Origin of the sequence: Mesorhizobium sp. CAU 1732, from assembly GCF_039888675.1 — a bacterium.
In the GTDB taxonomy this organism is placed as follows: domain Bacteria; phylum Pseudomonadota; class Alphaproteobacteria; order Rhizobiales; family Rhizobiaceae; genus Aerobium.
In genome coordinates this window covers 1646951-1662316 of the sequence record NZ_JBDQQR010000001.1, presented here as the reverse complement: position 1 = coordinate 1662316, position 15366 = coordinate 1646951, and the positions used below count along the sequence as shown (strand labels likewise).

The following is a 15366-nucleotide window of genomic DNA, read 5'->3' as shown; positions in this document are numbered from 1 at the left end:
AGGCCTCGTTGTTTGTGCCTTACAGGTCCAGCAGCCACTGTTCGCCGACGAGGTCCTTGCCGAAACTGTGGCGCGGCTCCTCTCTCACCTGCACGAAACCGGCCCGTTCGTAGAGCCGTCGCGCGTGGTCGAGCACGCTGATCGTCCGCAATTCGAGCTGGCGATAGCCGCAGCGGCGCGCCTGGGCGATGCATTCACCGACCAGCATGCCGCCGACGCCCCAGCTTCTGGCCGATGCCTCGACATGAAGCATGCGAAGCCTTGCGCGGTCATCGCCCTGATGCACGAGAAACACGGCGCCGATGCGCTGAAAGCCGCGCTGGGCAATCCAGCAGAAATCCCTCCCCGGCTCGAAATTCTGGATGAACTCGGCGCAGTTCCGGGCCAGCCGTCCCTCGAATTCGATCGTCCAGCCATACTCGGTGGCGTAGAGCGTCGCCTGGCGTTCGATGACCCAGCCTATGTCGCCGGGTCGATGCGCACGCAGGGTCACGGTGGCGGGCGAGGTGTCACCGCCAAGCGCTTCCTCGATCGCAATCATCGCCTGCGTGAGCGATGCCCGCTCCTCATCGTCCAGAGAACTGAGAATCGAGGCGGCAGATCGATCCGCCCTCTCGTGCACGCCATTCAGGACTTTCTGGCCTTTCTCGGTCAATTCGAGCGCACGACTGCTGCCGTCCCCCGGATCGCCGACATCGAGAACCAGCCCCAGCTCCGCAAATCCGCTCAGGATGCGCGCGAGATAGGCGATATCGAGCCGCAGATCGGCCGCTATCGCAACGGCCTCGGGCCGCGATCGGCTTCCAAGCTCGAAGAGCACGCGCGACTGCGCGAGCGTGAATTCGCTATCGGCCATCCTCTCGTTCAGCACGCCCATCCTGCGCGTGTAGAAGCGATTGAAAGCCCGCAACCTCTGAACGCTGTCGTCTAACCTCTGCACACCCCATCCCTCCCATGACCGCGCCACCGTCAGCGCAACCAGTACGATGAGTCAATGCGTTCGTCTTCAGAATGCGGATGCGCCGGCCGGCGCGCAATCCGGCCAGCGGTCAGGCGTCGCAATCAGCCTTTGTGATGCACCGGCTGAAGTCCGTAGACCGAAGTCGGAATGCCTTCCATCCGCGCCTTCAACTGCAGCGCGAGAAACTGCGAATAGTGGCGCGACTGATGCAGATTGCCGCCATGCATCCACAGGGCCTCCTGCTGGGTCGGCTTCCACATGTTGCGCTGCTCGCCTTCCCACGGTCCGGGATCTTTCGGCGTTGCCGAGCCGAGGCCCCAGCACTTGCCGATCCTGTCGGCGGTCTCCTTGTCGATCAGGTCGGCCACCCATCCGTTCATGGAGCCGTAGCCCGTCGCATAGACGATCACGTCGGCGGGGATTTCCTTGCCGTTGTCGAGCTTCACGCCGGTTTCGGTGATCTCCTCGACCTGGCCTGCTTCCAGTTTGATCTTGCCGTCGATGATCAGTTGCGAGGCGCCGATGTCGATATAGTAGCCTGAGCCGCGCCGCAGATATTTCATGAACAGGCCGGACTCGTCCGTGCCGAAGTCCAGCCTGAAGCCGGCCTTTTCGAGATCCTCGTAGAACTTGGCGTCGACCTCGCGGATCTTGTCGTAGATCGGGATCTGGAACTCGTGGAGGATCGCATAGGGCAGTGAGGCGAAGATCAGGTCGGCCTTGGCCGTCGTCATGCCGCCCTGCACGGCGCGCTCGGAATAGAGATCGCCGAGACCGATCTCCATGAGCGAATCCGAGCGCACGATATGCGTCGTCGAGCGCTGGATCATGGTCACGTCCACGCCGGCCTCATAGAGTGCGGCGCAGATGTCGTGGGCCGAATTGTTGGACCCGATGACGACCACCTTCTTGCCCTTGTAGCCGTCCGGCCCGGGATGTTTCGAGGAATGGTGCTGCTCGCCCTTGAAGCGGTCCATGCCCTTGAAATCCGGCACGTTCGCCTTGCCCGACATGCCTGTCGCGAACACGAGTTGCTTTGGCTTCAGCGTGATCTCCTTGCCGTCACGCTCCACGACGACGGTCCATTCCCCGGTCTTCTCATCGTATTTCGCGGACTTGGCCGTGGTGTTGGTCCAGTAGTTCAGCTCCATCACCTTGGTGTACATCTCGAGCCAGTCGCCGATCTTGTCCTTGGGCGAGAAGACCGGCCAGTTCTTCGGGAAATCGAGATAGGGAAGGTGGTCGTACCAGACCGGATCGTGGAGGCAGAGCGACTTGTAGCGCTTGCGCCACGAGTCGCCCGGACGCTCGTTCTTCTCGACGATGATCGTGGGAACGCCGAGCTGGCGCAGCCGCGCGCCGAGCGCGATACCGCCCTGCCCGCCGCCGATGATGACGACATAGGGCTGCTTCTCGAAGCCGAGCGTGCGGAGTTCCTCCTCGCGCTCCTCGATCCAGTTCTTCGAGCCGACATTCTGGCCGTGCTTCGCGCCGAGCGGGCGGGTGAAGCCGGATTTCTCCTCATGTCCCTTGAGTTCGACCATCGTGGTCAGAAGGGTCCAGATCAGTCCGTCCTTGAACCGGACGAGCCCGTAGCCGCGCGCCACATCCGTCTCGAAGCTGATCCAGGCCTCCATGACGCCATCGGCCTCGCTTGCTTCCTCGCCCTCCGCGACCTGCCAGTTCGACGGCTTCACGTCGGCCAGGCGGGCGATGAGCATGTCGCGGACCTGGTCGCGGCCCTCCATCGTCTTGATGTTCCAGGTGAACGCGACGAGGTCGCGCCAGTAGCATTGCTCGGCGAAGAGAGCGACGGCGGCCTCGACATCGGCGGATGCAAGCGCCTTGTCGAGCTTGCCGAGAAGGGCCTGAACCTTGGTCGTCGGGGTCTTGTCGAGCATCGTGTTTCCTCCACTGGCTGTGATGTGAATCGCGCGTCGAGCGCCTCTTGGGCCGGCTGACGAGAATGCCGCGCATTGCGGACGAGCGCCGCTCTTCCCTCGACGCTCCTCGAAACGGCATCCTGTCGCCTCGCAAGCCGGGGCACAACTCGCCAATGGTACAAGAGCAGCCGACGGCCTTCGCCGAACGGTTATCTGAGGCGACGCGCCGTTTCCTCGCGCTCGAAATCCACCAGCGAGGCGCGCATATGGTCGACGAAGGCACGCAGCTTGGGCAGTGCCTGGGCGCGGCTCGGGAAATAGATGTAGAGGCCGGGCGTCATCGGCAGATAGTCCGTCAGGACCGTCTCGAGCCTGCCGTCGGCAATCTCGTCGGCGATCAGCGGTTCGGCGACATAGGCGAGGCCGATGCCGTCGCGCGCGGCCGCGATGTTGGCGCCTGTGTCGTTGACGATCAGCGGCCCGTGCACAGGCACTTCGAGCGTCCGGTTGCCCTCCCAGAACTCCCAGCGATAGATCGATCGCGAACTCGTCTGGCGAAAGCGGATGCAGCGGTGGTCCGCAAGACCCTGCGGCGTCTCCGGCCTGCCGAAGCGCGCAAGATAATCGGGCGATCCCGCCACGACGAAGCGGAAGCGCGGGCTGACGCGCACCGCGACCATATCGGCCTCCAGGGATTCGCCGAGGCGAAAACCCGCGTCGAACCCGCCGGACACGATGTCGGTAAAACCGTCATCGGCGAAGATTTCCACTTCGACATGCGGATGGTCACGCAGGAACGACGGAAGCACGCGGCTGATCACGGAGGCGATGACGCCGCGCGATGCGTTGATGCGAAGCAGGCCGGAGGGCGTCGCGCCCAGCGCGTTTGCCGCGTCGAACGCATCCTGCAGCCCCTGAAGCGCCGGCCGCGCGTGAGCCAGAAGCCGCTCGCCCGCTTCCGTCAGGCCGACGCTGCGCGTGGTGCGATGCAGGAGCGCCACGCCGAGGCGCTGTTCCAGCCCCTTCACCGTCTGGCTGATGGCCGATGGCGACACGCCGAGTTGCGTCGCGGCCGCCGTGAAGCTGCGCAGTTCCGCGACCCAGTAGAGCGCCGGAAGCGCGTCCAGGCCGCCTCTGAATTTTGTGAAGTCCAGCTTCATGACGCATGCACATTACACCGGGTTCTCTTAATGGGAAAGATCGTCATCATGGCGCGAAGCATGGCTCACTCCGGAGATCGCCTTGACCATCCGCTTCACCCTGAACGACCAGCCCTTCGCCTATGAAGGCGATCCCGAAAAGCCGCTTTTGTGGGTGATCCGCGACGAAGCTGGCCTGACGGGAACCAAGTTTCGCTGCGGCATCGCCGCCTGCGGTGCATGCACCATCCACGTCGACGGCATCGCGACGCGCTGCTGCACGCTTCGCGCGGCCGACGCGGCGAACACCGAGGTTCGCACGATCGAGGGGCTGCGCGGGCCGGCAGGCGAACCGCACCCCGCGCAATCCGCCTGGATCGACGCGCGCGTGCCGCAATGCGGATATTGCCAGTCGGGCATGATCATGGCCGCCACCGCGCTGCTTGCCGAAAACCCGGAACCGACTGATGCCGATATCGATGCGGCGATGACCAATCTGTGCCGCTGCGGGACCTATCCGAGGGTGCGCGCGGCCATCCATGCGCTTGTGCGCGAGAGCGGGGTCCCGTCATGAGGCGGCGGGCATTCCTGCTTGGGGCCGGTGCGGCGGTCGGCGGCCTCGTCGTCGGCTACAGCGCGTGGTCCGCCTCGTTCGAGCGCCAGGCGGAAGAGCTTCTTGCCGGCGATCCCGGCCACCTGTTCGGCGGCTGGATCAAGATCGCGCCGGACGACACGGTGACCGTCTACGTCCCGCATGTCGATATGGGGCAAGGCACGCATACCGCGCTCGCCATGCTTGCTGCCGAAGAACTCGACGCGGACTGGGCAACGGTTCGCACCAGACGCGCACCGGGCGAAAAGCCGTTCGCCAACCGCTTTCTCGCGCGCGGCTGGATCATCGACGACCAGACCTATCCCCTGGTGGACGGGCTGGTGAACACGGTCTTCGTCGAGGCGGCGCGCCAGATGAACCTGCAGATCACCGGCGGCTCGACCGCCGTGCGGTTCACCGGCCGGTTCGGCATGCGGCTGGCAGGCGCGACCGCACGCGCGCTGATGGTCGAGGCCGCGGCCCGCCGGTGGAACGTACCGCCAAGCCAGATCAAGGTTTCCGAAGGCATCGTCAGCCATGCCGGCTCCGGCCGCAGCGCGCGGTTCGGTGAACTGGCCGAGGCCGCATCCCGTCTGCGCCCACCAAGCGCGCGGCCTGTCTTCAAGGACCCGTCGACATGGCGGGTCGCGGGAACGTCGCCGCTGCGCCACGACATCCCGCCGAAGACCGACGGCTCGTTTTCCTATGGCATCGACCTTACCCTGCCGGACATGCTGCACGCAGCCGTCTCGTCGGCGCCGGTGCATGGCGGGCGGCTGATATCGGTCGACACGGCACCGGCGCGATCCGCCGCCGGCGTTTTCGAAATCGTCACGACGGAACGCGCCGTTGCCGTGATCGCGTCAAGCTGGTGGGAAGCCCGCAGGGCGCTCGATCTGCTCGCCCCGAACTTCTCCGACGATCGCCCCGCGATCCACGACCGCGACAGCCTCCGGGCGGCCCAGGACAGCGCGCTTTCGGCCGGCGAGCCGGACGAACTCGTCTCGCTTGGCAATGCCGGCCAGACGATCCAGGCATCGCCGCCGGACAGGATCGTCGCGGCGCGCTACCGCGTTCCCTGGCTTCATCACGCCGCAATGGAACCGGTCAACGTCACGGCGCAGCTTGCCGATGGCCACCTGACCGTCTGGGGCGGGGAACAGGACGCGCTTCTGGCAAAGGCACAGATGATGGAGCTGTCGGGCCTCGGCGCGGATGCCGTCACATTCCACGGCCTTGCAGCCGGCGGCGCGTTCGGCCGGCGTGTATCGCCCTCCGCCGACTATATGGAGCACGTCGTGCCGCTGGCGCGCGCCGCCTCGCCACGGCCGGTGAAGCTGATCCTGCATCGCGAAGAGGAATTCCCGCAGGGTGCCTATCGACCGGCACTGGCGACCGACATCTCCGCGTCGCTCGGCGATGACGGAATGCCCACCGCATGGTCGCAAACCTTTCTGGCGGGGCCGACCCGCAACGAAGGCTATGCGCTTCCCTATGCCATTCCCAACCAGTCGCTCCGCGCGATCCCCTTCGCCTCCCATGTCAGGACAGGCACATGGCGCGCGGTCGCGCACACGCAGCACACCTTCTGGACCGAGTCCTTCATCGACGAACTGGCGCATGCCGCGGGGCACGATCCCTACGACTATCGCCGCCAGTTGCTTCCCGAAGGCTCGCGATGGCAGCGCGCGCTCGACGCAGTCGCGCAGGATGCCGGATGGGCCGAACCGTCTGCGCCGGGCACCGGGAAAGGCATCGCGATCGCGGAAAGCTACGGCACGATCGCCGCGCATGTCGTCGAGATCGCGCTCGACGCGGCAGGCCGCCCGTCCGTCACCCGCGTCGTCGCTGCCCTTGATTGCGGAACCGTCATTCATCCCGACACGGCGCTCCAGCAGGTCGAAGGTGCCATCATCATGGGGCTGAGCGCCGCCATGCGCGAGGAAATCACGCTGAGCGACGGCGCGGTGGTCGAGCAGAGTTTTCACGACTATCCGATCTTCACCATGGCCGACACGCCCGCCATTCAGATCCGTTTCCTTGAAAGCGACGGCGCATGGGGCGGCCTCGGCGAACCGGGCCTGCCGCCGGCCGCACCCGCCCTCGCCAACGCCGTGTTTGCCGCCACCGGCCGGCGCATCCGCGACCTGCCGATCCTGCGCGCCTTCGATGGGGCAGCCTGACACCCCGAACATGCGCAAAGCCTGTTGACTCGGCCCCAGGGGCCGCCCCGATAAGGGTGGCGATCAACATCGCAGAGGTGATTCATGACGTCGTCAGCCCGATATTTGAATGCGACCGAGGCCGCGAACCGGCTTGGCGTCTCGGCAAAGGCGCTCCGGCTCTACGAGCAGCGCGGGCTCATTGCGCCGCTCCGCACGGCGTCGGGATGGCGCAGCTACGGTCAGGACGCGATGGCGAGGGGCGCCGAGATCGTCGCCTTGCGCGAACTGGGTTTCAGCCTCGCGCAGGTCGAGCGCGTCCTCAACGGCGACGCCGCCGGATTGGAGCCGGCGCTTGCCGCGCATCAAGACGATCTGCAGAACCGTTTACGGCAGCTCGTCTCCACGATCGGGACGGTTGCATCACTCCGCGACGACCTCGCTCGCGGCAGAACGCCGACTGCTGGCGAACTCACGCGCCTTGCAGCGTCGGGAAGCGAGTTCAGCATTGCCTTCGACCTGCCCCATCCATGGGGCGGCGAGCGGTTCGAACTGGGCCGCATCCGCCCCCTCACCTACATCGTCGGCCCGCTGGGCAGCGGCAAGACGCGTCTGGCGTATCGGATCGCAGAGACGGTCCCGAATGCCGTGTGTCTCGGCCTCGATCGGACGGATGCGGCGGTAACGGCAGACCCGGACCTCCGCTCACGCGTCGATCACACGCTGTCCTGGCTTGTCGAGGACGGCGCCACCGTCTCCGACGCGCTGATCGCGCTCATGGCCGGTCTGGAGGCGGACGGGCGGTCGCTCATCGTGGTTGACATGATCGAACAGGGGCTGGATCAAGCGACGCAGGAAGCGCTGATCGCCCATCTGCGGCGACGCGCAGCGTGTGCACGGCCCATCGTCATGCTGACGCGGTCGAACGCGATCCTCGATCTGGCTTCAGTCGGCACCGACGAGGCGATCATCCTCTGCCCCGCAAATCACAGCCCGCCGAGTTTCGTCGCACCCTATCCCGGCACCCCCGGCTATGAGGCGGTCGCGACCTGTCTTGCGACACCGGAGGTTCGTGCACGGACGGAAGGCGTCATCGCGTGGCGGCCCAAGGTCGCCTGACGGCTACCGCTCGGCCGGAACCTCGGCGCGCTCTTTCTTCGGCTGATGCGGATCGGCGAGTGCTGCCTCGGGGCGGCTGATCGGCACGGCGGTCTGAGACGTCCGCTTGGCAAACCCCGTTGCGCCGTCACGCTGCAACAGACGGCGGAATGACGGATGCATGCCGCCATCCGAATAGGCGTATGACGAAAACGCCGTTCCCGATGTCACCAGCGATGCGATCGCACGGTCGTCCGCGTCGCGGCGGGCGGCGATTGCGGGATCCGTGTCCAGTATGGGCTGGCACTGGGCCAGCGGATCGGTTGGCACGGTGCCGGTCGCGTCCGGGCCGAAAGAGTATTGGCCGCCACAATAGCCGACGGCCGGCTGCTGCTTGGTGACCTCGAAGGCGTCGTAGCCCTTCTTGAGGTTGGTCCAGAATGCGTAATTCGGATTTTCGCGGTTCTTGGCCATGTTCTGCGGCGTCATCCGGAACGGGAACGCCTGAACCTGGAACGAGGTCTGGCCGCCGCGCAGCGCCTCGCGGGCGACCGCATAGATTTCGGCGACCCCTTCGTCGGTCATCGCGTAGCAACCCGACGAGGAGCACGCGCCATGCACCATCAGCGCCTCGCCCGTATGGCCGAGCGCCGCCTCGAGCCTGTTCGGATAGCCCAGATTGAACGACAGGTAGAATTGCGACTTCGGGTTCATCATGTTCGCCGAGACATGGTAGAAGCCTTCGGGCGCCTGCCGATCGCCATTGCGCGTCTTGGGACCAAGCTGGCCCGACCAGCGGCACATCGGGTAGGTCTTGAGCAGCGCATAGCTGCCCGACTTCGTGCGCTTCCAGATCTCGAGTTCGCTCTCCTGCTTGAAGATGCGGACCAGGATCGGATCGCGCTGCGTCATCGACTTGCGGTTCATTTCCGCGACGAGACTGGCAGGGATCGGCTGGATCGCCCTGGTGTCGAGGTCGAGCGTGCTCGACACGCAGCCCGTCGCCAGCACGGCAACAAGCATAAGTGCTCCAGCTCTCATAGAACGTAAACGCAATGAATGGCTCCAACGAAGAAGCGGACAATCTGTATGGCGCTCAGGCGCGCATATACCACTCGCGACAGCCTCGGTCATCATGATTAACGTTGTGTTTAGAACCGCGCTTTTTTACGGCGACACGATCGCGTGAACGATTGTGGTCCGATCGTCTGGGCACGAAGGCATCTGGAAATCGCCGGCTTCGTCACAGGCGCGCCTCTTGAATGAATTGAACGTTCGTTTTATTATCTCCCTTGAATGGGAGGAACGATGGCGCGAACGATCGGATCGGATGGCGGGAGGACGGAAGCGGCGATCCGTGACGCGGCGATCAACCTCATTGCGCGCTACGGCTACGAGGCGGTCTCGATGCGCCAGCTCGCGGCCGAGGTGGGCGTGCAGGCTGCGGCCCTCTACCGCTATTTCCCGACCAAGGAAGATTTGCTCTTCGCGCTGATGCGCGGCCACATGGACGCGCTCGTCGCGAGCTGGCGGGATGCGAGCCCCGGCGATGGCGACCCGGTCGCGCGGCTGTCGTCCTTCGTCACCAACCACATTCGCTTCCATGTCGAGCGGCGGCATTCCACTCATGTCAACAACATGGAACTGCGGTCGCTGTCGCGCGACAACCTCACCGCCATTCTCAAGCTGCGCGGCATCTACGAGAAAGAACTGCGCCAGATCCTGCGCGAGGGCGCGGAAACCGGCGCCTTCGAGATCGACGACGTCACGCTGACCGCAATGGCGATCATCCAGATGGTCACCGGCGTCATCGTCTGGTTCCGGCCGGACGAGCGCCTCTCGGTCGACGAGGTGACGCAAACCTATCATAAAATGACGATGCGCCTTGTGGGCGCTCGCGACTTCAGGGAGATGCCCCATGTATGACCACGCGATGAATTTCGGGCTCGGCGAGGACATCGACGCCTTGCGCGACATGGTGCGCCGCTTCGCACAGGAGCGGATCGCGCCGCAGGCCGCCGAGATCGACCGGTCGAACGAATTCCCCGCCCCGCTCTGGACCGAGATGGGCGCGCTCGGCCTTCTTGGCATGACGGCCGACCCCGACCATGGCGGCACCGGCATGGGCTACCTCGCCCACGTCATCGCCATGGAGGAGATTTCCCGCGCGTCCGCGTCGGTCGGCCTGTCCTACGGCGCGCATTCCAACCTCTGCGTCAACCAGATCAACCGCTGGGGCACGCCGGAGCAGAAGGCGAAATACCTGCCGGGGCTGTGTTCCGGCGAAACCGTGGGCGCGCTCGCCATGTCGGAAACGGGTTCGGGCTCGGATGTCGTGTCGATGAAGTTGCGCGCCGAAAAGCGCAACGACCGCTACGTTCTCAACGGCTCCAAGATGTGGATCACGAACGGGCCGGATGCCGGCACGCTGGTGGTTTACGCGAAGACCGAGCCGACCATGGGCTCGCGCGGCATCACCGCCTTCCTGATCGAGCGCGGCATGAAGGGCTTTTCCGTTGCGCAAAAGCTCGACAAGCTCGGCATGCGCGGCTCCAACACGGGCGAACTCGTGTTCGAGGATGTCGAGGTGCCTTACGAGAACGTGCTTCACGAAGAAAATCGCGGCGTCGAGGTCTTGATGTCCGGGCTGGATTACGAGCGCGTCGTCCTGTCGGGGGGGCCGCTCGGCATCATGGCGTCGGCGATGGACGTCGTCGTGCCCTACACGCAGGATCGCCGCCAGTTCGGCCACGCGATCGGCGAATTCCAGCTCGTGCAGGGCAAGCTTGCCGACATGTACACGACGATGAATGCCTGCCGCGCCTATGTCTACGCCGTGGCGTCGGCCTGCGACCGCAAGGAGACGACGCGCAAGGATGCCGCCGGCTGCATCCTCTACGCCGCCGAAAAAGCGACGCAGGTCGCGCTCGATTCCATCCAGCTCCTCGGCGGAAACGGCTACATCAACGACTACCCCACAGGCCGCCTCCTGCGCGACGCCAAGCTCTACGAAATCGGCGCCGGCACCAGCGAGATCAGGCGCTGGCTCATCGGGCGAGAGATGATGGGCGAGGCGGTCTAGTGAGACCGCGCCATCTCGCCCCTTCCCAATCGCGCCCATCCGATTCATCCTGCACCGCGCCACGCGAACGAGGAACCGCATGCCCGTCCTGAAATCCCAGCTCTCCACCGCCTCCGACGCCTTCAAGGCCAACGCGGCCCGCATGCAGGCGCTGGTCGCCGAGATTTCCGACAAGGCCGCGATCGTCCAGCAGGGCGGCACGGAAGAGGCGCGCAACCGCCATATCGGCCGCGGCAAGCTGCTTCCGCGCGAGCGTCTCGCGCAGTTGCTCGACACCGGCACGCCGTTTCTCGAGATCGGGCAATTCGCGGCGCACGGGCTCTACATGGACGAGGTGCCGGGCGCGGGCATGATCTGCGGTGTCGGCCGCATCGAGGGCACCGAGTGCATGATCGTCGTCAACGACGCGACGGTGAAGGGCGGCACCTACTATCCGCTGACCGTGAAGAAGCATTTGCGCGCGCAGGAGATCGCGCTGCAGAACAATCTGCCCTGTATCTATCTGGTCGATTCCGGCGGCGCGAACCTGCCCAACCAGGACGAGGTGTTTCCCGACCGCGACCATTTCGGCCGCATCTTCTTCAACCAGGCCAACATGTCGGCCGCCGGCATCCCGCAGATCGCCTGCGTGATGGGCTCGTGCACGGCGGGCGGCGCCTACGTTCCGGCGATGTCGGACGAGGCGATCATGGTTCGCAAGCAGGCGACGATCTTCCTCGGCGGACCGCCATTGGTAAAGGCCGCGACCGGCGAGGACGTGACCGCCGAAGACCTCGGCGGCGCGGACCTTCACACGCGTGAATCCGGTGTCGCGGACCACTACGCGATGGACGACGAGCACGCGCTCGCCATCGTCCGGCGCATCGTCAAGAACCTCAACCGCCGCAAGGCGCCTGCGCTCACCATCCAGCCCCCTCGCCCGCCGCTGCATGCGCCCGAAGAGCTCTACGGCGTCGTCCCCACGGACCTGCGCCAGCCCTATGACGTGCGCGAGGTCATTGCGCGCCTTGTCGACGGCTCGGAGTTCGACGAGTTCAAGGCGAATTACGGCACCACGCTTGTCACCGGCTTCGCCCATCTCCACGGCATGCCGGTCGGCATTCTGGGCAATAACGGCGTGCTGTTTTCCGAAAGCGCGCTGAAGGGCGCGCATTTCATCGAGCTGTGCTGCCAGCGCAAGATCCCGCTGATCTTCCTGCAAAACATCACCGGCTTCATGGTCGGCCGCAAATACGAGGCGGGCGGCATCGCCAAGGACGGCGCCAAGCTCGTCACGGCGGTCGCCACCGCACAGGTCCCGAAACTCACCGTCATCATCGGCGGCTCCTTCGGCGCGGGCAATTACGGCATGTGCGGCCGCGCCTACTCACCGCGCTTCCTGTGGATGTGGCCGAATGCGCGCATCTCGGTCATGGGCGGCGAGCAGGCCGCGACCGTGCTCGCCATGGTCAAGCGCGAGGGTTTCGAGCGCAAGGGCGAGGACTGGCCGGCGGAAGACGAAGCGAAATTCCGCAAGCCGATCCTGATGAAATACGAGCATGAGGGCCACCCGCTCTATTCCTCGGCCCGGCTGTGGGACGACGGCATCATCGACCCCGCCAAAACCCGCGACGTGCTGGCGCTCAGCCTGTCGGCGGCGCTCAACGCCGAGGTGAAGGACACGAAGTTCGGCGTGTTCAGGATGTAGACGGGGCCGCTGCTTCCGCCTGAATAGGCCCCCGACGACCCCTGCATGGTGCAGTGTCGAACGATCGGCAAGCAGTCATGGCAAAGCACCGCATCTCTACGATCCGTTTCGCCAGCGTCCATCTGCACTATGCCGCCAAGGCGGTGAAAAGCGCACCGGCAGGTCATGAGGTATCGTGGGCCGGATGCGGTGCGCCGGGGACGAACGCCGCGAGCCGCGACAGGGCGGCAAGCATGTCGCGACATACCGGTATCCGACTGGCCGGCATCCGACATGCTAGCATCCGCTTGGCCGGCACCGCGGCAGAGTCGCCGCCGATCTGCCGGCACGCGGCGGAGAGCCGCCTTGCCTGCCTGTCGAGGTGCCCTGCCAGCGCGCGAAGGCTGATCGCGAGACGCACGGCATCCCCAGGGCCTGCGCCCACTGGGCCGATTGGCATCGATGCGGCCGGCATGTCCGGGCCGACGACGACGTCGCGCGCCACGGCCTCGGCCTGCCGCAGGAACAGGAGCACCAGACCGCGGACGATGGGGGAGCGGCCGGCGGCCAGTTCGGCGAGGCCGGCCAGCGCACACAGCATGGCGACGATGCGGCCAAGCGCCGCCCGTTCCTCATCCATCCCCCGCTTCCAGTCCATCGCCGCCACTCCGTTGTTCAGCACGGCATTGTCCGGGAGGCGCAGAGGGAGGTGGATAGAATTTCCGCACCATTGCTGACACATGCTGACACCGTGATGTGTCTGGACGTGGCCGAAAGCGATGGCGGAAAAGGGAACGGCGATCGTGGGGTGGGGAGAGGACTGGCAGCTGTCGGGATGACGGGGCTGGAAAACCGCCTTTCAGCCCCGTTCCACTTATCAGCGTAGCGTGAGAAGATATTTCAGGCCATGAGTGAAGCCACGCGGCGCGACGGTAAGGTGATCCTCGTCGTCCAAAACAACCGACCTTAGCTGCAGGCTAGGGTATTCGCGGCTCTGCAACACTGATTCCAGCGCCAGATTGTCGGCAACCATGTCCACGGTCTGGCTGTAACGCAAATCGCCTTTGCGTTTGGCTTCATACTCACCGACATAGAGGAGGACCTTTGCCGGCAGGTCGTCGTTATGGCTCGCATAGTCTGCTTCCATCTTGAGTGCATGGCGCTTGTCAAACCAAAGAGATGGGCTACCGAGGATATAGCCGCTGAACAAACCGGGTTCGCTGAAGAGTATCTGTGCACCCAGCAACGCGCCGTAGGAATGGCCCAGAAATAGCGACCGATCAGGGTCAACCCGATAGTGGCCAGCGACGAATGGTTTCACCCGATCGGCCAAATATTTCTGGTAGGCCGCACCTTGCCCATGAATGGTGCCAGGTGGCGAACTACTCGGCCCGTTTGGTGTCGGGGTGTAGTCTCGGCGGCGACTCGCAGCACCGTCCTCGCCCTTGCCATACGACAGACCAACGAGAATAAACTCCTCAATCTGCGGTCCTTCGACGTTAAGGCGGCGACCGATCTGCCGGACTATAGGGAAAGCGTAATCGGCATCTGTGACGTAAAGCACGGGGTAGAGCCGCTGCGGCTGCTCAGCATAGGACGGCGGCAAGGCCACAAAAACTTGGTAGCCCCGACCGGATACTGGGTCAGGCACATCCCACACTTCACTGCCGATGATCTCATAAGCGTGCCCTTCTCCCAGCTGCGCTTGCGGAGTCGATTGGGCGTAGGTGTGAATCGTCCCACCAGAGACACCGAGGCCAGCAATAATGGCAATCAAAAAGGTCTTCAAAATATATCGCCGCATCAAGTTTTCCGCGCTCAGGAGTGGTGTTGGCGCGGATCGCTAGCGACGGACGGGCGCTGCATTAAGGCGAAGATCTTGTCAAATCCGTTCGTGCTTAACAAACGATGAGTACGCAGAATCTTGGCTTTGGTTTTCGATCATGGACGCCGCAAGGCTACCCATATTTCGTCGCGACTAATGCATGCTACTGCCTGCCGTTGCACCATGTCCGGTCTGCGTCGCGTCAATCAAGCCGCGTGACGGCTGGAATGGGGTCGGACATGGAAGTTGCTCTATCGCGGGTGCCCAAGGGTCCTCGGAAGGGCTCGTCTGGGGTGGGAAGGCGACCGTTTGCTTCTAGCCACGAGTGCTGCCACAGCCGACACGAACGGCCGAGATGAGGGACATGGGCGCGGACCAGCATGCATGTGGTCCGCGCCCATATCGGGTTCGTTGAAGGACGCGGACGTTTCGCTCAGTTCGCGTCGAAGGCAAGGTGATAAGCTACGGACCCTTCTGGCATCGGAAACTCGAAGGCTTGTGCCATAAAATACTCGGGCGGCACGCCCTCGTAGCGTAGCCTCGAATCCTGCTCGAACCCGAAGCGCGTGTAGAGATGCGGATCGCCCAACACGACGCAGCCCTTCGCCCCATTCGCCTTCAAAAGCGCCAACCCTTCGAGAACGAGGCGGGAGCCGATCCCATTTCCTTGTCGATCGGGATCGACTGAGACTGGTCCGAGGCCAAACCATCCCTCGTTCCGTCCGTCCACCGTAATGGGCGAGAAGGCGATGTGGCCGATCACCACGCCGTCGGCTTCCGCGACCAACGATATGGTCATAGATTTGGCTTGACGCAGGGCATCAACAATAGCGCCTTCGGTGCCGGAACTGTGCTCGGCTTTCGCAAAGGCGGCTTGCGTCACCTCCCGTATGGCAGCCGCGTCGCTCGGGGTTTCAGGACGGATTTGAGTGTTTGCTTTATGATCGCTGGTAGTCAT

Annotated in this window: 13 protein-coding genes; 6 read left to right on the top strand and 7 right to left on the bottom strand. The window is 64.5% G+C overall.

The genetic code is table 11. The annotated features are described in order from the left end of the window. Positions 1–19: 19 nt before the first annotated feature. The 3 genes from AAFN55_RS08140 to AAFN55_RS08130 all read right to left on the bottom strand — a co-directional run bounded on the left by AAFN55_RS08140 (position 20) and on the right by AAFN55_RS08130 (position 4004). Positions 20–940: a helix-turn-helix domain-containing GNAT family N-acetyltransferase gene (locus AAFN55_RS08140; protein ID WP_347798351.1), complete on the bottom strand. Its 921-nt coding sequence runs from the start codon at positions 938–940 to the stop codon at positions 20–22. 122 nt (positions 941–1062) lie between these two features. Beyond that, on the bottom strand, positions 1063–2862 hold the full coding sequence (locus AAFN55_RS08135; RefSeq protein ID WP_347798350.1) for an NAD(P)/FAD-dependent oxidoreductase: 1800 nt from the start codon (positions 2860–2862) through the stop codon (positions 1063–1065). A gap of 191 nt (positions 2863–3053) precedes the next feature. Continuing rightward, positions 3054–4004 (bottom strand): LysR family transcriptional regulator, encoded by a 951-nt coding sequence (locus AAFN55_RS08130; protein WP_347798349.1) that lies wholly within the window; start codon positions 4002–4004, stop codon positions 3054–3056. Between the two features lie 82 nt (positions 4005–4086). Between AAFN55_RS08130 and AAFN55_RS08125 the strand changes: the two genes are divergently transcribed. The 3 genes from AAFN55_RS08125 (at position 4087) to AAFN55_RS08115 (ending at position 7856) form a co-directional block, all read left to right on the top strand. Beyond that, positions 4087–4557, top strand: a complete 471-nt coding sequence (locus AAFN55_RS08125; protein ID WP_347798348.1) for a (2Fe-2S)-binding protein — start codon at positions 4087–4089, stop codon at positions 4555–4557. Further along, a complete protein-coding gene (locus AAFN55_RS08120) occupies positions 4554–6758 on the top strand; it encodes a molybdopterin cofactor-binding domain-containing protein (protein WP_347798347.1) in 2205 nt (734 codons plus the stop codon). The genes AAFN55_RS08125 and AAFN55_RS08120 overlap by 4 nt, the downstream gene beginning before the upstream one ends. An 84-nt stretch (positions 6759–6842) precedes the next feature. Beyond that, positions 6843–7856 carry a MerR family transcriptional regulator gene (locus AAFN55_RS08115; protein ID WP_347798346.1) on the top strand — a complete coding sequence of 338 codons (1014 nt, stop codon included), beginning with the start codon at positions 6843–6845 and terminating at the stop codon, positions 7854–7856. Between the two features lie 3 nt (positions 7857–7859). Here the strand turns inward: AAFN55_RS08115 and AAFN55_RS08110 are convergent, their stop codons facing one another. Further along, positions 7860–8858 carry a murein L,D-transpeptidase family protein gene (locus AAFN55_RS08110; protein ID WP_347798345.1) on the bottom strand — a complete coding sequence of 333 codons (999 nt, stop codon included), beginning with the start codon at positions 8856–8858 and terminating at the stop codon, positions 7860–7862. 285 nt (positions 8859–9143) lie between these two features. On the opposite strand from AAFN55_RS08110, the gene AAFN55_RS08105 reads away from it, so the two are divergent. The 3 genes from AAFN55_RS08105 (at position 9144) to AAFN55_RS08095 (ending at position 12604) form a co-directional block, all read left to right on the top strand. Then, positions 9144–9761 carry a TetR/AcrR family transcriptional regulator gene (locus tag AAFN55_RS08105; protein WP_347798344.1) on the top strand — a complete coding sequence of 206 codons (618 nt, stop codon included), beginning with the start codon at positions 9144–9146 and terminating at the stop codon, positions 9759–9761. Continuing rightward, positions 9754–10917 (top strand): isovaleryl-CoA dehydrogenase, encoded by a 1164-nt coding sequence (locus AAFN55_RS08100; RefSeq protein ID WP_347798343.1) that lies wholly within the window; start codon positions 9754–9756, stop codon positions 10915–10917. The genes AAFN55_RS08105 and AAFN55_RS08100 overlap by 8 nt, the downstream gene beginning before the upstream one ends. Before the next feature lie 79 nt (positions 10918–10996). Then, entirely contained in the window at positions 10997–12604 is a 1608-nt protein-coding gene (locus tag AAFN55_RS08095; RefSeq protein ID WP_347798342.1) for a carboxyl transferase domain-containing protein, read from the top strand. Positions 12605–12767: 163 nt separating this feature from the next. Here AAFN55_RS08095 and AAFN55_RS08090 read toward each other — a convergent pair whose 3' ends face one another. From AAFN55_RS08090 to AAFN55_RS08080, 3 genes are all read right to left on the bottom strand, one after another. Then, positions 12768–13265 carry a hypothetical protein gene (locus tag AAFN55_RS08090; protein WP_347798341.1) on the bottom strand — a complete coding sequence of 166 codons (498 nt, stop codon included), beginning with the start codon at positions 13263–13265 and terminating at the stop codon, positions 12768–12770. A 195-nt stretch (positions 13266–13460) separates the two neighbouring features. Next, positions 13461–14387: an alpha/beta hydrolase-fold protein gene (locus tag AAFN55_RS08085; protein ID WP_347798340.1), complete on the bottom strand. Its 927-nt coding sequence runs from the start codon at positions 14385–14387 to the stop codon at positions 13461–13463. 454 nt (positions 14388–14841) lie between these two features. Continuing rightward, positions 14842–15366 (bottom strand): N-acetyltransferase, encoded by a 525-nt coding sequence (locus AAFN55_RS08080; RefSeq protein ID WP_347798339.1) that lies wholly within the window; start codon positions 15364–15366, stop codon positions 14842–14844.

What these genes read in the sequence shown, in the direction of transcription:
- AAFN55_RS08135 (WP_347798350.1), bottom strand. Translation starts at nt 2,862, where the DNA reads ATGCTCGACAAGACCCCGACGACCAAGGTTCAGGCCCTTCTCGGCAAG.
- AAFN55_RS08130 (WP_347798349.1), bottom strand. Translation starts at nt 4,004, where the DNA reads ATGAAGCTGGACTTCACAAAATTCAGAGGCGGCCTGGACGCGCTTCCG.
- AAFN55_RS08120 (WP_347798347.1), top strand. Translation starts at nt 4,554, where the DNA reads ATGAGGCGGCGGGCATTCCTGCTTGGGGCCGGTGCGGCGGTCGGCGGC.
- AAFN55_RS08115 (WP_347798346.1), top strand. Translation starts at nt 6,843, where the DNA reads ATGACGTCGTCAGCCCGATATTTGAATGCGACCGAGGCCGCGAACCGG.
- AAFN55_RS08110 (WP_347798345.1), bottom strand. Translation starts at nt 8,858, where the DNA reads ATGCTTGTTGCCGTGCTGGCGACGGGCTGCGTGTCGAGCACGCTCGAC.
- AAFN55_RS08105 (WP_347798344.1), top strand. Translation starts at nt 9,144, where the DNA reads ATGGCGCGAACGATCGGATCGGATGGCGGGAGGACGGAAGCGGCGATC.
- AAFN55_RS08100 (WP_347798343.1), top strand. Translation starts at nt 9,754, where the DNA reads ATGTATGACCACGCGATGAATTTCGGGCTCGGCGAGGACATCGACGCC.
- AAFN55_RS08095 (WP_347798342.1), top strand. Translation starts at nt 10,997, where the DNA reads ATGCCCGTCCTGAAATCCCAGCTCTCCACCGCCTCCGACGCCTTCAAG.
- AAFN55_RS08085 (WP_347798340.1), bottom strand. Translation starts at nt 14,387, where the DNA reads ATGCGGCGATATATTTTGAAGACCTTTTTGATTGCCATTATTGCTGGC.
- AAFN55_RS08080 (WP_347798339.1), bottom strand. Translation starts at nt 15,366, where the DNA reads ATGACTACCAGCGATCATAAAGCAAACACTCAAATCCGTCCTGAAACC.